Annotated in this window: 16 protein-coding genes; 13 read left to right on the top strand and 3 right to left on the bottom strand. The window is 55.9% G+C overall.

What is annotated here, in order from left to right:
• Positions 1–210 precede the first annotated feature (210 nt).
• From J8E65_RS01620 to J8E65_RS01600, 5 genes are all read left to right on the top strand, one after another.
• Complete coding sequence (locus J8E65_RS01620; protein ID WP_210373648.1) at positions 211–1014, top strand: methyltransferase domain-containing protein; 804 nt, start codon at positions 211–213, stop codon at positions 1012–1014.
• A gap of 65 nt (positions 1015–1079) precedes the next feature.
• On the top strand, positions 1080–3209 hold the full coding sequence (locus J8E65_RS01615) for a BatA domain-containing protein (RefSeq protein WP_210373647.1): 2130 nt from the start codon (positions 1080–1082) through the stop codon (positions 3207–3209).
• Positions 3210–3249: 40 nt separating this feature from the next.
• Entirely contained in the window at positions 3250–3813 is a 564-nt protein-coding gene (locus J8E65_RS01610; RefSeq protein ID WP_210373646.1) for a hypothetical protein, read from the top strand.
• A gap of 56 nt (positions 3814–3869) precedes the next feature.
• Positions 3870–5219 carry a GTPase HflX gene (gene hflX / locus J8E65_RS01605; RefSeq protein WP_341481731.1) on the top strand — a complete coding sequence of 450 codons (1350 nt, stop codon included), beginning with the start codon at positions 3870–3872 and terminating at the stop codon, positions 5217–5219.
• Positions 5220–5429: 210 nt separating this feature from the next.
• Positions 5430–6089, top strand: a complete 660-nt coding sequence (locus tag J8E65_RS01600; RefSeq protein ID WP_210373645.1) for a CBS domain-containing protein — start codon at positions 5430–5432, stop codon at positions 6087–6089.
• A 43-nt stretch (positions 6090–6132) separates the two neighbouring features.
• Here the strand turns inward: J8E65_RS01600 and J8E65_RS01595 are convergent, their stop codons facing one another.
• Positions 6133–7455: a metal-dependent hydrolase family protein gene (locus J8E65_RS01595; protein ID WP_210373644.1), complete on the bottom strand. Its 1323-nt coding sequence runs from the start codon at positions 7453–7455 to the stop codon at positions 6133–6135.
• 111 nt (positions 7456–7566) lie between these two features.
• Between J8E65_RS01595 and J8E65_RS01590 the strand changes: the two genes are divergently transcribed.
• The 6 genes from J8E65_RS01590 to J8E65_RS01565 all read left to right on the top strand — a co-directional run bounded on the left by J8E65_RS01590 (position 7567) and on the right by J8E65_RS01565 (position 14871).
• The gene (locus J8E65_RS01590) at positions 7567–8034 is read left to right on the top strand and encodes a hypothetical protein (RefSeq protein WP_210373643.1); all 468 of its coding nucleotides are present in this window, start codon (positions 7567–7569) and stop codon (positions 8032–8034) included.
• A gap of 77 nt (positions 8035–8111) precedes the next feature.
• Positions 8112–10061 (top strand): DNA topoisomerase (ATP-hydrolyzing) subunit B, encoded by a 1950-nt coding sequence (gyrB, locus tag J8E65_RS01585; protein ID WP_210373642.1) that lies wholly within the window; start codon positions 8112–8114, stop codon positions 10059–10061.
• An 18-nt stretch (positions 10062–10079) separates the two neighbouring features.
• A complete protein-coding gene (locus J8E65_RS01580; protein WP_210373641.1) occupies positions 10080–11039 on the top strand; it encodes a glycosyltransferase family 2 protein in 960 nt (319 codons plus the stop codon).
• Between the two features lie 6 nt (positions 11040–11045).
• Positions 11046–12194, top strand: a complete 1149-nt coding sequence (locus J8E65_RS01575; RefSeq protein ID WP_210373640.1) for a glycosyltransferase — start codon at positions 11046–11048, stop codon at positions 12192–12194.
• Positions 12175–13014 (top strand): class I SAM-dependent methyltransferase, encoded by an 840-nt coding sequence (locus J8E65_RS01570; RefSeq protein WP_210373639.1) that lies wholly within the window; start codon positions 12175–12177, stop codon positions 13012–13014. Before J8E65_RS01575 ends, J8E65_RS01570 begins: the two co-directional genes overlap by 20 nt.
• A gap of 162 nt (positions 13015–13176) precedes the next feature.
• Complete coding sequence (locus tag J8E65_RS01565) at positions 13177–14871, top strand: CTP synthase (protein ID WP_210373638.1); 1695 nt, start codon at positions 13177–13179, stop codon at positions 14869–14871.
• Here the strand turns inward: J8E65_RS01565 and J8E65_RS01560 are convergent.
• A complete protein-coding gene (locus J8E65_RS01560) occupies positions 14868–16175 on the bottom strand; it encodes an NCS2 family permease (protein ID WP_210373637.1) in 1308 nt (435 codons plus the stop codon). The genes J8E65_RS01565 and J8E65_RS01560 overlap by 4 nt on opposite strands.
• A gap of 60 nt (positions 16176–16235) precedes the next feature.
• Positions 16236–16883 (bottom strand): LexA family protein, encoded by a 648-nt coding sequence (locus J8E65_RS01555; RefSeq protein ID WP_210373636.1) that lies wholly within the window; start codon positions 16881–16883, stop codon positions 16236–16238.
• A 267-nt stretch (positions 16884–17150) separates the two neighbouring features.
• Between J8E65_RS01555 and mraZ the strand changes: the two genes are divergently transcribed.
• Complete coding sequence (gene mraZ / locus J8E65_RS01550; protein ID WP_210373635.1) at positions 17151–17594, top strand: division/cell wall cluster transcriptional repressor MraZ; 444 nt, start codon at positions 17151–17153, stop codon at positions 17592–17594.
• On the top strand, positions 17591–18538 hold the full coding sequence (gene rsmH, locus J8E65_RS01545) for a 16S rRNA (cytosine(1402)-N(4))-methyltransferase RsmH (protein WP_210373634.1): 948 nt from the start codon (positions 17591–17593) through the stop codon (positions 18536–18538). The genes mraZ and rsmH overlap by 4 nt, the downstream gene beginning before the upstream one ends.
• The last annotated feature ends 13 nt before the right edge of the window (positions 18539–18551 follow it).

The raw sequence follows: 18551 nt of genomic DNA, 5'->3' as shown, positions 1-18551 counted from the left end.
AAAGCCCGTCTTGCAAGCACTGCCAGTGATCTTGCTATCGTGGGGGGTAGGGAGCCACATAACTGAGGCATGGCTTCGCTGTGCTGCAGCGCAAACCAGACGAACCTTCCCCGACAAGGAGATACGTTGGGTATGGTTTCTTACAGCAAGTGTGCTTTGTCTTTCAAACCTTGTTGCTATTTTTTTGCTGTAGTGTAGAAGATCTGGGCTATGGATATACTCAACGTGCTTCCTGAAGCTGCTTTTGCTGCTTTAGATGATTTGCTGACGTTTATCAGCATTTATGACGATCGCCGCCGCACGCGGGCCTATTTGCGTTTGTTGCACGCTTATCGTGCACGTATTGCGGGGGCTGTGTGCGTAGATGCTGGTTGTGGTATGGGTTACTTCGCTGAAGAGATGGTTCGGTTAGGTGCACGGCGCGTTTATGCTGTTGAAGCAAATGCCCATTTGTATGCGCTTGCTGCCGAGCGATTGGCACGCTATCCGGAGGTGATCTGTGTGCAGGCCGAGGTGCAGCACTTTATTCCTGAAGAGCCCGTTGACGTGCTGGTTCATGACTTCTTTGGGCCGTTACTGTACGATGAAGACCTGCATGTGCTTGAAGCGTTGCGCTTTCGGCCTCGGCTTGTGCTGCCTAATCGGGCCGTGCTGATGGGAGGGTTGACGTGGATTGAAAACGTAGCCGATGCAACGGTTACGCCGGCTGTGGTCCGACAGCTTAAGGGAGCGTTGGTGGCTGGGCTTTTGGATGAGGGAGGGCTACAGCTTCAGTTTCCCGTTGCGCGTTGGGCTTTTGGCGAAGTCGAGCGAGAAGTCGTATGTGATCTGCGTGGGCGTGAAGGGGATTTGTTATATTTGGGGTTGCAGATCTTTCATGGCGATCGACTAATCTGCCAGGCCGGGCACTGCCCAAACTGGCCGTACGTGTGGACGCCGCGTGTTGGAGATCGCTTTCGGCTTCGGTTTGTGCCCGAGGAGCGGGGGGCGGCGGTATACTTTAGCTGGGAGTGAACTGGAACGTAAGCTTGCTGCTGCGGTTTGGTGTTGGGAGGTTTTCCCCGGGGTAGGTTTAGCCTATGACGTTTTTAAACCCGTTGATCCTTTTGGCATTAGCCGCGGCAGTAATCCCCATTGTCGTGCATCTTTTCCATTTTCGGCGGCCTCAATCGCTTCCGTTTAGCTCGCTGGCTTTTCTGAAATCTTTGCAGCAAAATGCGTTAGAACGGCTGCGCATTCGGCAATGGCTTTTGCTTTTATTGCGCGTGTTGGCGCTGGTGTGTCTTGTGTTAGCGTTTGCACAGCCTGTTGTGCGCGGTCCATTGGCCGCATGGATGGGAGGCAGTTCGGCTGCAGCTGTGGGGCTGGTGGTAGACAATTCCCCTTCAATGCAGGTGCGTGATGCTTTGGGGGCCTATTTGGAGCAAGCTAAGGCGGTAGCACGTGGGATTTTGGAGCAGGTAGAAGCCGAGGGTTCAGTCTGTTTGGTTCCTGTAGCTGGGGCGGCTAGCACCGCATCGCCGTTGCCGCGTGCAGTAGCGCTTGAGCGTCTGGAAGGATTAACGGTGCACTATGGGGCAGAAAAACTTTCAACGAGCATCCGCAGGGCGCAGGACTGTTTGAAGCAGACAGGGGCTTCAGGGATCGTGTATGTCATCAGCGACCTGCAAGCTACCGCCTTACGCGACTCCCTTGCGCAGCCACTGCAGGATCCCGTGCCTACCGTGCTGATTCCTGTAGGCGGGCAGACCCCCGCTAACCTGGCGGTTGTCGAAGTGCGTGTTGAAAGCCAAATTATCGAGCAGGGGCAGCCTGTGCATATTGTGGCTACGCTGGCCAATTATGGTGCAGCCCCGGTAGGTAACGTGTTGACTGTGCTAGAGTTGGACGGGCAACGGGTGGCCCAGGCGACCGCAGATCTGCCGGCAGGCGGCACAACGCGTGTCGCGCTTGCTGCTGTCCCTGTGCGACGCGGATGGCTGGAGGGTACGGTGCGAGTGCTGCAGCCGGATGCGTTTCCCGACGATAACGTGCGCGCGTTGGTTTTGCACGTGCCCGAAGTGCGACGTTTGTTGCTTGTAGCTGGTCGGCAGGCCCAAACGGAATATTTGGAGCTGGCCTTGTCGCCTGCGTTGCGTCAAGACCGAGTGCCCTTTGAGGTGACGCGTATTGAGGAGGCTGCTTTAGCTGCTACCGCACTTCAGGATTATGACGTAGTTGTGCTGGCTGGTGTGCAAGATCTTTCCAGTGGTGAACTGGCGCAGCTAAGCCGCTATGTGGCTGAAGGTGGCGGGCTGCTTTTGTTTCCGGGCCAAGAGATCCAGCTAGAAGCGTATCAGGCGTTGCTGCGTCAGCTTGAAGGGGGACAGCTACGTGGCTTACGCGGTCGGTGGAATGCCTCGGTGCCTATGGCCACGTTTGACCGTGTAGACCTAGGGCATCCTGTTTTTGAACATTTGTTTGTGCGTCTTCCAGGACAGCAAGCCGTGCGTATCGAGCGGCCGGCGGTATATGCGGCGTTGCACTATGTGGCCGGGGAAGGGGACGAGCATACGTTGATACAGCTTAGCAATGGTCTTCCGCTGCTTCAAGAAATCCGTCATGGCCGCGGGAGGGTACTATTGTGGACTATAGGACCAGATCTGAGCTGGAGTGAATTGCCATTGCGAGGCCTTTTTGTGCCTCTGCTTTATCGCACGGTATTTTACCTCTCTGCCCCAAACGAATCTTCGGAAGCGCTGTTGGCCGGCCGGCCGGCTACCCTGCGCATAGTAGACTTACCGGCCAATGCCGTGCCAGAGCTGGTCAGCCCTGAGGGGCTGGTGTATCGGGCTACGCCGGAGTATCATGCAGGCACTGGGGTGTTGCGGTTTGATCCTGGGCCCTCGTATCCTGGCGTGTATCAGCTGCGGGCAGGGGATTCCTGGCAACGGAAGCTGGCTGTGCACCTGGCCCCCGAAGAATCCGATTTGCGCCCGATAGAAGCTGAGGAGGCGGTGCAGTGGTTGCAGGCAGCCTTGGAAGGGCCGGTAACGCTGCTGCACGTGGCGCAGCCCACGGCAAAAGAGGTGGTTGCCGTGCTCCAGCAAGCCCAAACAGGCAGAGCGCTGTGGAACGTCTTTTTATGGCTGGCGTTGGGGTTTTTAGTCCTGGAAATGTGGGTTACGCTGCGCACGCGGATGGAAACTGTAACCCTACAAGGGGCGTAGCTTCCTCTAAAGATCGCGTTTCCCCAAGCCTTGTACCCCTATGGCAGAGCTGCTTCGCATGTTACATGGTGTGCTGCCAGTTTGTTTTTTTGGGGTAACGCTGCTTTTTCTACTGGTGACGTTGCTTCACCGCTGGCAAGTCAAGCGGGTACGGCTTCAATGGGTAGGTCGGTGGCCACTGCTGCCTACAGGCTTTCTGCTGTTGGTGATCGGGTTAGGCGTGTATGCGGCGCTTGAGGGACAAGCCATTCCCGTGCTGCGGCTTGGCCTGTACTTTAGTGGAGGGATGTTTTGGTTGGCTGCCTCGGTGCTGTCGGCACAGGTTTTAGTTACGGAATGTGGCATTATTGGGGGGTTAAGCCGCTCAGAGCGAAGCATTGGATGGGGACAGATTGTAGACTATTTTCCTTGGCAAGATGAGAAAGGGCGGCTGCGAGGATTTGTGTTTTTGTTTGTGGATTTGCACGGAAAGCGCCGGCGGTTGAATTTGGCTGTCCCTCCAGCGCAGCAATGGGCGTTTCACCAGATGCTAGAGCGGCATCTGGACAGCCGTTTTGAGTTGACGATGCAGCAGTGCTATGGTAAAAAAGCGCTAGAAGAATGACGGCGGCACAGGACAGGGTTTTGTGCGTTTAGTAAGGGGGTGTGGAGGAAACGTAAGTGTCATTTACAACCTGGATTTCTGCGTTGCACGCAGCACAGTTGTCACGTCCAGAGACCGCTATTTTGGTTGGCGTTGTAACGCCAGGCGCGACGCGCTGGGACGTTGAGGATTCGCTGGAAGAGCTGGCGCAGTTGGCGCGTACAGCGGGTGCGGAAGTGACGGATCGGGTTCTGCAAGTACTCAAGCAGGTACATGCCGCTACGTATATTGGTAAGGGCAAGGTCCTAGAGCTGAAGCACCTGGTCAGTGTACGCCGAAGTGACTTGGTTATTTTTGACGACGACCTGTCGCCGGTACAAATGCGTAACCTCGAGCGAATGCTCGGGTGTAAATTGCTTGACCGAACAGGGCTCATCCTGGATATTTTCGCCCGCAGGGCAAAGACGGCGGTAGCCAAAACCCAGGTAGAACTGGCGCAGCTGGAATACTTGCGCACGCGGCTGACCCGTCAGTGGATGCACTTGTCGCGCCAAAAAGGCGGCATCGGGACTAAAGGTCCAGGTGAGACCCAGATTGAAACCGACCGCCGACTGATTGCCCGGCGCCTTGCGGTGCTGCGAGAGCGGCTGGAGCAAATCGACCGTCAGCGTACAATCCAGCGCAAAAAACGCCAACGTTATACGCGTGTAGCATTGGTCGGCTATACCAATGCGGGTAAGTCGACCCTGATGAATACGTTGGCAGGCACCAATGTGCTGGCTGAAGACCGGCTCTTTGCCACCTTAGACGCTACAACGCGCCTGGTATACCTAGAGCCCGGAAAACCCGTATTGCTTTCCGACACGGTCGGATTCATTCGCAAGCTTCCCCATCGCCTCATCGAAAGTTTCAAAAGTACACTCGATGAAGTGCGCGAAAGCGACGTACTCCTCCACCTGGTCGATGCCACACACCCGCGCTTTGAAGACCACATCCAGGTGGTGCAAGACACGCTGGCCGAGCTAGGAGCTAAGGATAAGCCTACTTTGCTGGTGTTTAACAAAGTTGACCGGCTAGAGGATTTGGGCTTGCTGAAGGCCCTACGGGCAGAATATCCTGAAGCTGTTTTTATTTCAGCGCTGCGCGGCATTGGGGTGGAAACACTCAAACATCGCCTGAAGGAGCGGATCGAGGCGGAAGCAACCGAGCTGGTCGTTTGCGTGCCGCTTACCGAAGGCCGCACACTAGCCTATCTCTACCAAGTGGCCGATGTGCTCGAAGAAGCCTATCTCTACGCGCGCAACGGTTACAGTGAGACGCCGTTGCCCGTGGCCCAGCTTCGGCTGCGCATTCCAATCCATCGCCAGCCAGCTGTTGAACGGCTGCTAGCGCAATTCCGAGCCCTGCAACCGATACCTGCTAGGTAAACACGCTGAAGTTATGCGCCAGAACTACGTAGCAAGGGGGCTAAAAAATCCCTTGTCTTTGGCCGATGTTTAACGTAAATCTTAGGTGAAAAGCATGCTTTCCCTCTTGGGAACCCGCACCGGGTGCATGTTCTTGCAAGGTATAGGAAACGGGAACCGTGGTGCTGGGTATTCAATAGTAGACCCAGGCCCGTTAAGGGCAACGCAACTATGCGTATCGAACAACTGATCGAAGGAGGGCGGCAACCTCTAAAGCCAGGCGACACGGTCGCTCAGGCATTGGCCCAAATGACCCTCCAGCAAGTCCGGCATCTTCCTGTAGTGGATGCCGAAGGGGTACTTCTGGGAGTCGTCTCGGAAGGGCAGCTGCAAACCATTGCAGATCCTACCACCCCTGTGGTGACACTGCTGCAAGGTGAGCCCATCAGTGTTGCCCCCGACATGCATGTACTTGACGCTGGAAAAATTCTCGTCCAACACGGTTTGACTACGCTTCCGGTTGTGGAAGCCAATCGCCACTATCGAGGCACCGTATCCAGCCAGCAATTGTTGGAACAGCTGGTCCATATGCTGGCTATGCCTGAAGCAGGAGCGATTTTGGAGTTGGAGGTCGACGCGCGCGACTATGCGCTTTCGCGCTTGGTCTACTGCGTAGAGCAGTGCGATGCGAAAATCATGGCCATTATCGCCCAACCCTTAAATGTCGAAGGTCGACTGCGTGTGACCATGCGTCTAAACGTGCAGGATACGGCCCGCATTCGACACGTCCTTGAACATCATGGCTTCCATGTGACGGCGGCCTACAGTGAAGAAGACGATGAAGAACTCCGTCAGCGCATTGAAGCTTTTATGCGCTACTTAGAGGTTTAAGCAGTTGGGCGGAAAAAGGGCTGCGGTCCCTTCCGGTGTTGAATTAAGGTAGGGGTCGCGGGAGCGGTTGGCCGTGCTGCTTGTAGATGACCCCTGCCTTCATGACGAAGTCTACCTCTTGGAGCGCGAAGATGTCTTCTAAGGGGTTGCGTAGGACAGCAATCACATCAGCCCACTTTCCTGGCTCGAGCGTGCCTAGGTGGTCTAGCTGACCTAGAAGGTCGGCGGCATTGTAGGTGGCTGCCTTAATTGCCTCAATGGGCGGCATTCCGGCTTCGACCATGTAGACGAACTCCACGGCATTGCGGCCATGCCGGAAAACGCCGGCATCAGTGCCAAAGGCTATCGGCACCCCCATCCGGTAAGCACGAGCGAACGTTTCTTGAAGTACGGGTCCAATGCGCCGAGCCTTTTCGGCTACAACGGGTACGTAGTAGTCGGGAATCTGGGCCGAATCGGCTACGCTGCGACCTGCAGTGAGGGTGGGGACCAGATAGACGCCTTTTTCTTTCATCAGGCGCATGGTGGCTTCGCTCATAAAGGTCCCATGCTCGATCGAAGCCACCCCCGCCCGGATAGCCCGCTGCATTCCTTCGTCACCATGGGCATGGGCGGCTACTTTCAAGCCAAAATCGCGCGCTACTTCGACAATCGCACGGATTTCGTCTTCTGTAAACTGGGGGGAAGAGCCGTCGCGCGCAATAGAAAGCACACCTCCCGTAGCCGTAATTTTGATCACATCCGCCCCGCGTTTGATGGCCAAGCGCACACCTCGGCGCGCACTTTCTACGCCATCCACAACGCCTTGAGCTTCTGTAGGCACGCCAAGAATGTCTTCACGAAATCCATTCGTGGGATCTCCATGGCCGCCTGTAACGGCTAGGCTTTTGCCAGCTGTGAACATACGTGGTCCCCAGATCCATCCCTGGTTGATGGCATCGCGCAGCGCCAGGTCGATGCCCTCGCTGCCGCCTAGGTCGCGAACCGTGGTGAACCCAGCCATGAGCGTGCGATACGCATGCACGCTGGCCCGCAGGGCCTGCAATGCTGGAGACTGCTGAAACCGATCCAAGTAGCCTGCTTTTCGGCTTTCAGACGACAAATGCGTGTGCATGTCGATCAGTCCAGGCAAGCAGTAGGCTGCACGCAGGTCTACCACCCGATCGGTTGCTTGAGGCGTAACAAAACCCGCTACGACGGCTTCGATCCGCTGGCCACGGATTATAATAGTGCGCTCCTGCATCGGTTGTGACGAAACTCCTGGATCGATCACCGTGCCGCAGTGCACCAAGACCCGTTCGGCAGGTTGTGCCCAGAGGATAGGGGCACAGATCCCAAATACAAGGAGCAAAAGACCACTACGCATGGCTGCACTTTGTTGGTTAACAGGGATCCTATAGCTTACAATCTAGCCTGCATAAAAGGAACCCATCTTGGCAGGGTGCATTTTGCCTTGCGTGCATCAAACGATAAGGGTATGTCGTTCCCGCTGCGAGCTGAAGTCAGCGAAGCGCTGTTGCTTCTGAGTACGGTGCGTGTTGTTGCGCGCATGGCTGAGGCAAAGCGCCACCAGCGTCTTTCTGCATGGTCCAGGGCACGCCAAACAGTTGAACACCTTGGGCAACAACTCGACCGCCTGCAGCTTGCACTGCTGCACGTCCAAGTCATGCGCGACCAGACCTTGGAGGCCGCGTTGCTACGCCAGTTTAACCTGTTGCTTTTGGCGCGAGAAGTCGACGATGCCTGGCAAGTGTTGCACCAGGATTTACTTGCCCTATATCCAGAAGTCCCTGCTTCCATGATCGAAGCTGTGCGCAAGGAGGGCTACTGCAGGAAGGTTGATCGTGCACCTCTGAGCACTTGGCCAGTCTGGATTCGGCGTAGCCAAAGGCTACTTCGTCACGTTAGGCGCGTGCTCGAGCAGGCGAGCAAAAGAGAACCATAGTTGTAGCGGGACGTTACATTTTCGATTTGCTGTGGCTAAAGAACCTGCTTCGCATTAGCGAAGGATAAACGTTTCCTATGCGTACGCGTCCTACTGAAGCCTCTACCTACGTCGCTTCCAATATACAGATTCTTGAAGGACTTGAGGCGGTTCGCAAACGGCCGGCCATGTATATCGGGGATGTGGGCATTCGCGGCCTGCATCACCTGGTCTACGAAGTTGTAGACAATGCGATCGATGAGGCCATGGCAGGCTTTTGCGATCGCATTACGGTGACCATTAACGAAGACGGGTCAGTAACGGTAGAAGACAATGGCCGGGGCATTCCTGTGGATGAGCATCCCACGGAAAAGCGCTCGGCGCTGGAAGTCGTGATGACCACGCTGCACGCTGGCGGCAAGTTTGATAAAAGCACCTATAAGGTGTCGGGCGGTTTACACGGCGTGGGCGTTTCGTGTGTCAATGCGCTTTCGCGGCAGCTTGTTGCTACCGTTCGGCGCGACGGGTACGTTTGGCGTCAGTGCTACGCCTATGGTAAGCCGACCTCGCCTGTTGAGCGCGTGCGGCCCATGCAGGAAGGCGAAGAAACCGGCACCATTGTGCAGTTCTGGCCTGATCCGACCATTTTCAAGACCGTTGAGTTTCGGTTTGACACGCTGGCCGAACGGCTACGCGAGCTGGCCTATCTGAACCGTGGCGTGCGCATCTCGCTTGAAGACCGACGGGAAGAGGACGAGGCGCTTCGCTACGAGGAATACTACTTTGAGGGCGGACTTTTTGAATTTATCCAGTATCTAGATGAGACGCGCCAGCCCATCCACGACGAGATCATTTACATCGCAGGGGAAAGCGACGAGGTGGTTGTAGAGCTGGCCATGCGCTATAATGACGGCTATGCCGAAAACGTGCTCTCTTTTGTGAATAACATTAATACGCTCGAGGGCGGGACGCACGTGGCTGGCTTCCGCACCGCGCTGACGCGCACGCTTAAGACGTATGCAGAAAAGAACAACCTGCTCAAAAACTTTAAAGGAGAGCTTTCAGGGGAAGATTTCCGGGAAGGGCTAACGGCTGTGATTTCCGTTAAGGTTCCTGAGCCGCAGTTTGAGGGACAAACCAAAACAAAGCTAGGCAATTCAGAGGTTCAAGGTATTGTGGCCGCTATCGTTTCGGAGCACCTAGGCCGGTGGCTTGAGGACCATCCACGTGAGGCCCGTCGCATTCTGGATAAAGTCCTTCTTGCGGCGCAGGCGCGCCTGGCTGCCCGAAAAGCCCGTGAGCTGGTGCAGCGCAAAAATGCTCTAAATGGATCGGGACTGCCCGGTAAGCTGGCCGACTGCGCATCGCGGGATCCTGCGCAGTGTGAACTGTTTTTGGTCGAGGGAGACTCAGCTGGGGGCAGTGCTAAGCAGGCCCGTAACCGAGAGTTTCAGGCGATTTTGCCGCTACGCGGGAAAATTTTAAACGTCGAAAAGGCCCCACTAGACAAGATTCTGGAAAACGAGGAAATCAAGAACATTGTCACTGCTTTAGGTACGGGTCTGGCCACAGCAGAAGAAGACTTCGACTTAAGTCGATTGCGCTACCATCGCATCATTATTATGACCGATGCGGATGTAGATGGTGCCCATATCCGAACCCTGTTGCTGACGTTTTTTTACCGGCAACTACGCCCTTTGGTCGAGCAAGGTCACGTTTACATCGCGCTGCCGCCTTTGTACCGCGTAAAAGTGGGCAAAGTGGAGCGTTATGCCTGGAACGAAGAAGAACTCTACCGGGTGATCGAAGAATTGACCGACGGAGAGCCCCAGCGCGCGGTGATTCAGCGCTACAAAGGGCTGGGCGAAATGAATCCGGAGCAGCTCTGGGAGACGACAATGAATCCCGAAACCCGTATTCTGCAACAGGTAACAATTGAAGATGCTGCGGCAGCTGACCGGATTTTTTCAATCTTGATGGGCGACGCCGTTGAGCCCCGCCGCAAATTTATTGAGCGCAACGCCCGCTATGCGACGATCGACGCCTAGAGCCTCAGGGCTGCTTTTATGATGCCCGATGTGAGTATCGTCGTTCCCGTCTATGAAGAAGCCGCTTCGCTGCCAGAGCTGGCTGAAGAGATTCGTATGGTCTGTGAGGCGCAGGGCTACATGTTTGAGGTATGGCTGATAGATGATGGTTCTAAGGACGACTCGTGGGCAGTGATCTCGCGGCTGCATGAACAAGATCCGCGCTTTGCCGGCGTGCGCCTGCGCCGCAACTACGGCAAAAGTGCTGCTTTAGCCGTGGGATTTGCGCGTGCGCGTGGGCGCTATGTGGTTACCCTCGACGCAGATTTGCAAGACGATCCGGCCGAAATTCCCGCCTTGATTGCCCTTTTGGAGCAAGGATACGACTTGGTAAGCGGCTGGAAAAAAAAGCGGCAGGATCCCTTAAGTAAAACCATTCCCAGCCGCTTTTTCAATTTTGTCACCCGAAAGCTGTCGGGCATCCCCCTCCATGATTTTAACTGCGGGCTTAAAGCCTACCGTCAGGAGGTGGTTAAAGCGGTTCGCGTCTACGGAGAGCTGCACCGGTACATTCCGCTTTTGGCCTACTGGGAAGGATTTAGCCGAATTACGGAGAAGCCTGTCCATCATCGGCCACGCAAGTATGGCCGCACAAAGTTTGGACTTGAGCGTTTTGTGCGCGGCTTTCTGGATCTCATTACCGTGCTGTTTTTAACGCGTTTCATGTCGCAGCCTATGCACTTTTTCGGTAGCTTTGGCGTGCTGGCGTTTTTGGCAGGGTTGGCAATCAGTTTTTGGCTAACGCTCGAAAAGCTGCTCTGGAACCAGCCGCTGACTAACCGTCCTTTGCTGCTTTTAGGCGTGCTTATGATCTTGGTAGGCGTGCAGATGTTCACCACAGGGCTTTTGGGCGAGTTGCTCATTCGGGAGCGCATGGAGCGGGCACCGCTCTATCAGATTGCCGAAGAGCAGCAGCCCCTGGCGGTTCGTGTTGCCTAAGCAGCTATGGCGCGCATCGTAGTTATTGGTCCGGTGGCCCCTTACCGCGGTGGCATTGCGCACTTTAGCGAAGCTTTGGGGCGTGCGCTGCAGGAGCGAGGGCACGTGGTACATGCCCTGAGCTTTCGGCGACAATATCCGCGATGGCTTTTCCCCGGGCAGCAGCAGACCGAACCAGAGCCGGCGATGTCTGCGATGCCGGCAACTTATGTGATTGATCCGTTGCAGCCCTGGACTTGGCAGCGCGCAGCGCGTGCTGCCCGACAGCTGGCGCCAGACTTGGTGGTGTTTCAGTACTGGATGCCGTTTTTTGCTCCGGCCTATGGAGTCATCAGCAGTTGCCTCAAACGATGGGCTGTGCCTACGGTGGCCTTGGTGCATAACGCCCTCCCGCATGAACGCCATGCTTTTGACAAGCGCCTGAGCCGTTTTTTCCTGAAGCGTTGTACTGCACGCTTGGTGCTTTCTCAGACCGTGGCCCAGCAGTTGCAGCAGCTGGGTGTGTCGGTGGAGGCGCAGCTGGTGCATCCCATTGACTTTCGCTACGGTCCGCCGCAGTCTAAGCCTGAAGCACGACGTCGATTGGGCTTGCCGCTTGAGGCACCGGTGCTGCTTTTTTTTGGGTTTGTGCGACCCTACAAAGGGTTGGAGGTGCTCTTGGAGGCTATGCCTGCCGTGCAAGCGGCCTTGCCCGGCGTGCAGCTTGTGGTGGCTGGTGAATTCTACGAAGACGCAGCACGTTACCAAGAGCGCCTGCAGGCGCTAGGGTTGAAGGATTCCGTTTCCGTGCACCGTCGGTATATTCCTGAGTCAGAAGTAGCTTGGTATTTTTCGGCAGCCGACCTAGTGGTGCAGCCGTATCTTTCAGCCACGCAAAGTGGGGTAGTCCCCATGGCCTTCCACTTTGAGCGGCCGGTGGTTGTCACTGCGGTGGGCGGCTTACCAGAAGTTGTGCCTGATGAAGTGGCGGGTTTTGTGGTGCCTCCGGGGGATGCCGAGGCCCTGGCCGCGGCTATTGTGCGGTTCTTTCGGGAAAATTGGGCTGACAGACTAACCGAAGGGGTGCGTCGCTTACGGCCGCGCTATGGCTGGGCGCCGCTTTGCGAGGCCCTTGAACAGATGCTCCAACCTGCTCATGCGTTACGATCCGGTTAAAGATCAACTGGGGCGCATTTTGGGTCGGCATCCGCTGCTGGAGCGGGTGTTCTTTGCGCTGTTGCACTTGATTTTCTTGCGGAGTTGGCATGTGCGACGGGCGCTGCGCCGCATCTTGATCCGGTGGCCATCGGATCAGCCAGTGCGCGTACTGGATGCCGGTACGGGCTTTGGCCAATATGCCTACTACATTGCTCGACGCTATCCTCAGGCGGAAGTGGTGGGGGTCGATGTCAAAGCCGAGTACCTAGAGCGGGCACGCCGTTTTTTTGCCCATACTCCCTTAGCAGCACGGGTGCGGTTTGAGGTCGACGATCTGACCCAACTGCGCACCGAAGGTCCCTTTGACCTTATTCTCGCGGTTGATGTGCTGGAACATATCCCGGATGACCAGGCGGTACTGCGCCACTTTGCCCGTGTGCTGCAGCCTGGCGGTTTTGTGGTGATCCATACCCCTTCGGATCAAGGCGGCTCCGACGTGCACGCGCCGGGCATGCAAAGCTTTATCTCGGAGCACGTGCGCGAGGGCTATAGCCGTGAGCTGCTTGAAGCACGGTTGCGTGAGGCCGGGCTAGAACCCCTCGAGAGCCACTACAGCTATGGCCCCTTTGGATCGCTTGCCTGGCGTCTGTTGGTTAAACGCCCTATGCTGTGGTTGAACCGTAGCCGTGCGGCCTACCTGCTGCTGCCACTCTATTACGCCCTGGTGCTGCCTATAGGACTTGTGCTGCATGTCCTAGATCTATACCAAGACAATCGGCGCGGGACCGGCTTGCTTGTGGTGGCGCAAAAGCCCCACACTACAGTTTCAACGCGTTGAGACTGGCCTCTAATGACGCGCACGCAACGTGTGGTGTCTTTTGGCGGAGAATCCATAGCAAGCGTTGATCCCAATATAGACTTTAGCGTATCTTGATAGGGCCTGTCCCTACGTTGTCGGCGCCCCTAGAACGCCTGCCATAAGCCATCCAGCCGATTACTTATGCCGAGCAAGTACATTTTCGTTACCGGAGGGGTAACTTCATCGCTGGGAAAAGGGATCGTTTGCGCTTCACTGGGACGCCTGCTTGAGGCGCGCGGCCTAAGGGTGACTATCCAAAAATTAGATCCCTACATTAACGTCGATCCCGGCACCATGAATCCCTATGAGCATGGCGAGGTGTACGTGACCGAAGATGGGGCAGAGACCGACCTCGATTTGGGACATTATGAGCGTTTCTTGGGGCGACCTACGAGTCAGGCCAACAACGTTACCACCGGTCGCATCTACTTGGAAGTGATCACCAAAGAACGGGCAGGGGCTTATTTGGGGAAGACCGTGCAAGTGGTGCCGCACATCATCGACGAAATCAAGCGTTGGATGCTTAAGCTAGGCGAGACGGGGGACTACGATGTGGTCATTACCGAAATTGGTGGGACGGTGGGCGACATCGAAAGCCAGCCTTATTTAGAGGCCATCCGCCAGCTTCGCTATGAACTGGGCACGCGCAATACGCTCATTATTCATCTTACGCTGGTTCCCTATTTAGAGGCGGCTGGAGAGCTTAAGACCAAGCCAACACAGCATTCGGTTAAAACCTTGCTCTCGCATGGGCTGCAGCCCGACATTCTGGTTTGCCGCTCTGAGTATCCGCTTGATGCTGATTTGCGGCGCAAGCTGGCGTTGTTCTGCAACGTAGAGCCCCGTGCGGTCATGGCCGCATTAGATGCCGAGTCTATCTACGAGGTGCCGTTGCTACTTCACGAAGAAGGGCTGGACGCGATTGTCATTGAGCGGCTTTTTGAGGAAGAGGGGCGGCGGCGTCTGCATCCACCCAAGCTGGAGGACTGGATCGAATTTTTGCGCCGGCTCAAAAATCCTACCGCTACCGTGCGTGTCGCTTTAGTAGGCAAGTACGTTACGCACCAAGATGCCTACAAGTCGATCATGGAAAGCTTTGTGCTGGCCGGAACGGAGCATGGCGTGCAGGTGGATGTCAAACTCGTGCTTTCTGAAGAAATCACCCGTGAGCGGGCAGCTGAGCTGCTGGGAGATGTATCAGGCATTTTGGTAGCTCCGGGTTTTGGGGAGCGGGGCATTGAAGGCAAAATTGAAGCAGTACGCTATGCTCGTGAGCACAACGTGCCGTTTTTGGGCATTTGTTTGGGGATGCAATGTGCCGTAATTGAGTTTGCTCGAAATGTATGCGGTTGGCACGATGCGCACTCGACGGAATTCGATCCGGACACGCCGCACCCGGTAATCGACTTGATGGCTGAGCAAAAAAGGATTACCGACAAGGGGGGGACCATGCGTTTAGGGGCTTATGATTGTCACTTGGTGGAAGGTTCTCGGGTGCGTGCAATTTACGGCACTTCGGATGTGCGCGAGCGGCACCGCCATCGCTATGAAGTAAATAACGTGCTGCGTTACAAGCTGCTCGAGCACGGCATGCAGTTTACTGGGCTAAACCTGGAGCGCGACCTGGTAGAGATCATCGAGCTCCCTGAGCATCGTTGGTTTATTGGCGTGCAGTTTCATCCAGAATACAAGTCGACCGTGGGGCGGCCGCATCCACTCTTTGCAGCGTTTGTAGCGGCCTGTGTGGAATATGCTCGGGAGCAAGGGCAGCTGCGCACGCCACGTCCGCCACGTCGGCAAAAAACGCTGCGCCTGGCTTCGGCCAAGATGCTTTAGGCGTGAAATCCTAAGGCGTAATAAAGGGCCAGGAGCACAGCTAGCACGTACAGCAATGGGTGCAGCGTGCGGGCACGTCCGCTCAAAAGTTGCAAAAGCACATGGGCCAGCAACCCGAAAGCAATGCCGTTGGCGATGGAATACGTAAACGGCATGGCCGTGATGGTAAGAAAAGCTGGGATAGCCTCTTCATGGTTGCGCCAGTCCAGCTCGGCTAGCGCTCGCATCATAAAGGCTCCTACTAAGATGAGCGCTGGGGCTGTAGCGGCTGCAGGAACGGCGGTAAAAACTGGTGTCAAAAACAAAGATAGCAGAAAGAGCAACGCGACCACGACGGCCGTTAGCCCTGTGCGCCCTCCTTCTTCGATGCCGGTAGCCGATTCGATATACGTGGTCACGGTGCTGGTGCCAAGTAGCGCACCCAGGGTAGTCCCTGCGGCGTCTGCTGCAAACGCCTCCCGCGCACGTTTTAACTCGCCTTGCGCATCTAGAAAGCCGCCCAGCCGTCCAATTCCCATGAGCGTTCCAGCAGTGTCAAAAAAGTCAACAAAGAAGAACGCTGCGACGACGCCAAAGAGTTTGGCTGTAAACAAGGTGCTAAAGTCAAACGCAGCAAGCGTTTCGCGTGGAAGTCCAGGAAGTTGAACCCAGCGCTCAGGAAAAGGGCTTAGGCCTGTAAGCCAGGCCGTAGCCGTAGCCGCCAAAATGCCTAAAAGCAAGGCTCCAGGTACACGGCGCACGAGCAAGACCCCCATAAGGACCAGCGTTCCAAGAGCAAGTAGCGTTTCCGGTTGGGTGAGCACGCCTAGTGTGAGAAGCGTTGCCGGACTGTCGGCAATGATGCCGGCCTGCTGAAAGCCAATGATTGCTAAAAACAATCCGATACCCCCTGAGGTGGCTACCTTCAGGGCATGAGGAATAGCTCGAATGATGGCGCCGCGAAGACCACTGAGCGCTAAAGCGAGAAACAGGAGCCCTTCTACAAATACAGCGGCCAGCGCTACTGGATAACTAACTCCCAGGCCTTGGACGACGCCGTAGGTAAAGTAGGCGTTGAGTCCCATGCCGGGGGCAAGCGCAAAAGGGTAGTTAGCCCACAGACCCATGATCAGCGTGGCTGCTGCCGAAGCCAGGGCTGTAGCCCGTACCACATCGGTGGGTGGTAGTCCGGCTTCGGCAAGGATTTGCGGATTGACCAGGAGGATGTAGGCCATCGTGAGAAACGTGGCTACCCCTGCGCGAAGTTCAGTGACTACGGTGGTTTTCTGTTCGGTGAGGTGAAAGTACCTGTCCAGCACGATCATAAGCAGGCTTTGTCTTTAGCCGCAGGAATATCTGAAGCATCAAGGGTTTGAACAAGGGTTTTATGCCAGGCGGCGAAATACGGCATGCACACGCCCAATAACGTAACAGCTCGGATCTTCAGGCGAAAAAATTTCTTCGAGGTATGTTCGGTTGGCCGGCTGCAGATGAATTCGGTTGTTGGCAAATACAAAGCGTCGGGCCAAAAGCAACTCACCGATCAGGCAGGCCACCAGCTCCCGATTGGCAAGCTGGCGCCAGGGGGTTTCTTCAATAAGCAGCAAATCCCCTTTAAAGATGCCATCACCACTCATGCCGTCGTCGCCCGCCCGTCCGATCAGGCAAGCGTCTGGGTCCAGGCCACGAGGTAAGAAGAATGGATCGACCGATAAAAAACCAGAAGGACGCTGGCGCAGACGCTCGGGTTCATGGCTGGCTGTTCGGCTAATCACAGGGATAGAAGGGGCCGCCTCAGTCAGGGCAAACGGGTCTTCGCTGTCGAGCAGGTGCAGTCCGCGCGCAGCACCAGGGTCTCGGCGCAGGTACCCTTTTTTTTCTAAGGTCTGAAGCAGCTTGAAAACGCCGTTAGTTGAGCGAATGCCTAAGGCTTCGCCGATCTCTTGAAGCGTGGGCGGTTTATGATGCCGGCGCTGATAAGCCCGAATGAATTCGTAGGCCTCGTTTTGTCGGGCAGTCAGGCGTCCTTTCATGGCATTCCATGACGCTTTGCAGGCAAAGATAGGGGGTGAAAATATTTTTACCAAGCCCGTAGACATACTGAAAATATTTTCACCTATCCTATAGAATTAGCAAAAAACCGCACAAAAAAGAGCTGCAATTGGTCTTCTAAGGAAAAGAAAACCTTCTTTTAACTGCGTAATATCTTGACTTTTTGAAAAAATGCTATACCTTATCTGCGCGGTGGGGAAAAGTGGGGAATTGTCCCATGCCTCGGCGTAAGATGCAGCAACCTTTAGATGGCGGGCTTTAAAGGACAGGCAGAATACGCGGTAGATGAGAAAGGCCGGGTAGCTATCCCAGCCAAAATGCGGGCGGTCTTAAAGCCAGAGGCCAAAGGGACGTTTGTGGTGACGCGCGGTTTTGAGCGGTGCATTTTTGCTTATCCGCTCGACCGTTGGGCGCACATGGAGGCCCAAATGATGTCGCTCAACTTGTATCATCGCGAAGTGCGCGACTTTGTCCGGCTCATTTTACGCTGGGCTGAAGAAGTCGTGTTGGACAAGCAGGGGCGCATTGTGTTGCCTAAGCCGCTCATGGAGTATGCTGATATCACAGACCGGGCGCTGATTATTGGCGCATTAGACCATATAGAAATTTGGAATCCAGTGGTCTTCGACCAGTACGTGAATGCGCAACCGGCTGATTATGAAACCTTGGCAGAACAGGTGATGGGGGTGTGAACGCGCCGCACGCCACACATAACTATGGCACGGCTTACCACGTGCCTGTTCTTTATAAGGCTGTCGTCGAAGGCCTCGTGACCAATCCGGCCGGCTGCTACGTCGACGCTACGATTGGCGGCGGAGGGCATGCGGCTGCGCTGCTGGAGGCGCTGTCGCCTGAAGGAAGGCTCATAGGCATCGATCGAGATCCTGAGGCACTGGAGGCAGCAGCCTGTCGCCTGGCCCAAGCGCTAGCTGAGGGACGCTTGCGGCTTGTTCAAGGTAACTTTGCTGACCTAGAAGCGCTGTTGGATAGCTTGGGGGTGGAGTTGATCGATGGGCTTTTGCTCGACCTGGGGGTCTCTTCGCACCAGCTCGATAAAGCGGCGCGAGGGTTTAGCTTCCAAGCTGAGGGGCCACTCGATATGCGCATGGATCCTTCGAAGGGGCCAACAGCGCAGCAGCTGCTTATGCGCTGGAGTCCGCAGGAATTGGCTGAGGTGCTGCGGCGCTATGGCGAAGAGCCACGCGCGGCAAAGCTAGCGCGAGCCATCTGCGAAGCTCGTCCGGTTACCACAACAGCGGCCTTGGCCGAGATCATCCGTCGCGAAGTGCCTCCAAAGGAAGCCACAAAAACGCTAGCGCGGGTTTTTCAGGCACTTCGCATTGCGGTCAACGACGAGCTGCAGGCCCTGGAGCAGGTACTTGAGGCTGCCACGCGACGCGTTCGGCCAGGAGGACGCCTGGCTGTGATCAGTTATCACTCCCTAGAGGACCGGCGCGTCAAGCGCTTTTTGCGCTATGGCAACTTGGAAGGGAGGCCGGTGCGTGACGTGTATGGACAACTAGTAGCGCCGTGGCGGCCGCTAACGCGCCGGCCTATTCGGCCTTCGAACGATGAAGTGGCAGCAAACCCAAGGGCCCGCAGCGCTCGCTTGCGCCTGGCTGAACGTATGGACTAAAAATCTTGCAGTG

The sequence above is a fragment of the Rhodothermus bifroesti genome, assembly GCF_017908595.1.
In the GTDB taxonomy this organism is placed as follows: domain Bacteria; phylum Bacteroidota; class Rhodothermia; order Rhodothermales; family Rhodothermaceae; genus Rhodothermus; species Rhodothermus bifroesti.
Note: the sequence above shows the minus strand (reverse complement) of the source record. Positions and strands in the feature narration are given on the sequence as shown.

Excerpts from the sequence above, each read along its gene's own strand:
- J8E65_RS01620 (WP_210373648.1), top strand. The coding sequence starts at position 211 with ATGGATATACTCAACGTGCTTCCTGAAGCTGCTTTTGCTGCTTTAGAT.
- J8E65_RS01615 (WP_210373647.1), top strand. The coding sequence starts at position 1,080 with ATGACGTTTTTAAACCCGTTGATCCTTTTGGCATTAGCCGCGGCAGTA.
- J8E65_RS01610 (WP_210373646.1), top strand. The coding sequence starts at position 3,250 with ATGGCAGAGCTGCTTCGCATGTTACATGGTGTGCTGCCAGTTTGTTTT.
- J8E65_RS01600 (WP_210373645.1), top strand. The coding sequence starts at position 5,430 with ATGCGTATCGAACAACTGATCGAAGGAGGGCGGCAACCTCTAAAGCCA.
- J8E65_RS01595 (WP_210373644.1), bottom strand. The coding sequence starts at position 7,455 with ATGCGTAGTGGTCTTTTGCTCCTTGTATTTGGGATCTGTGCCCCTATC.
- J8E65_RS01590 (WP_210373643.1), top strand. The coding sequence starts at position 7,567 with ATGTCGTTCCCGCTGCGAGCTGAAGTCAGCGAAGCGCTGTTGCTTCTG.
- gyrB (WP_210373642.1), top strand. The coding sequence starts at position 8,112 with ATGCGTACGCGTCCTACTGAAGCCTCTACCTACGTCGCTTCCAATATA.
- J8E65_RS01580 (WP_210373641.1), top strand. The coding sequence starts at position 10,080 with ATGATGCCCGATGTGAGTATCGTCGTTCCCGTCTATGAAGAAGCCGCT.
- J8E65_RS01575 (WP_210373640.1), top strand. The coding sequence starts at position 11,046 with ATGGCGCGCATCGTAGTTATTGGTCCGGTGGCCCCTTACCGCGGTGGC.
- J8E65_RS01570 (WP_210373639.1), top strand. The coding sequence starts at position 12,175 with ATGCGTTACGATCCGGTTAAAGATCAACTGGGGCGCATTTTGGGTCGG.
- J8E65_RS01565 (WP_210373638.1), top strand. The coding sequence starts at position 13,177 with ATGCCGAGCAAGTACATTTTCGTTACCGGAGGGGTAACTTCATCGCTG.
- J8E65_RS01560 (WP_210373637.1), bottom strand. The coding sequence starts at position 16,175 with ATGATCGTGCTGGACAGGTACTTTCACCTCACCGAACAGAAAACCACC.
- J8E65_RS01555 (WP_210373636.1), bottom strand. The coding sequence starts at position 16,883 with ATGAAAGGACGCCTGACTGCCCGACAAAACGAGGCCTACGAATTCATT.
- mraZ (WP_210373635.1), top strand. The coding sequence starts at position 17,151 with ATGGCGGGCTTTAAAGGACAGGCAGAATACGCGGTAGATGAGAAAGGC.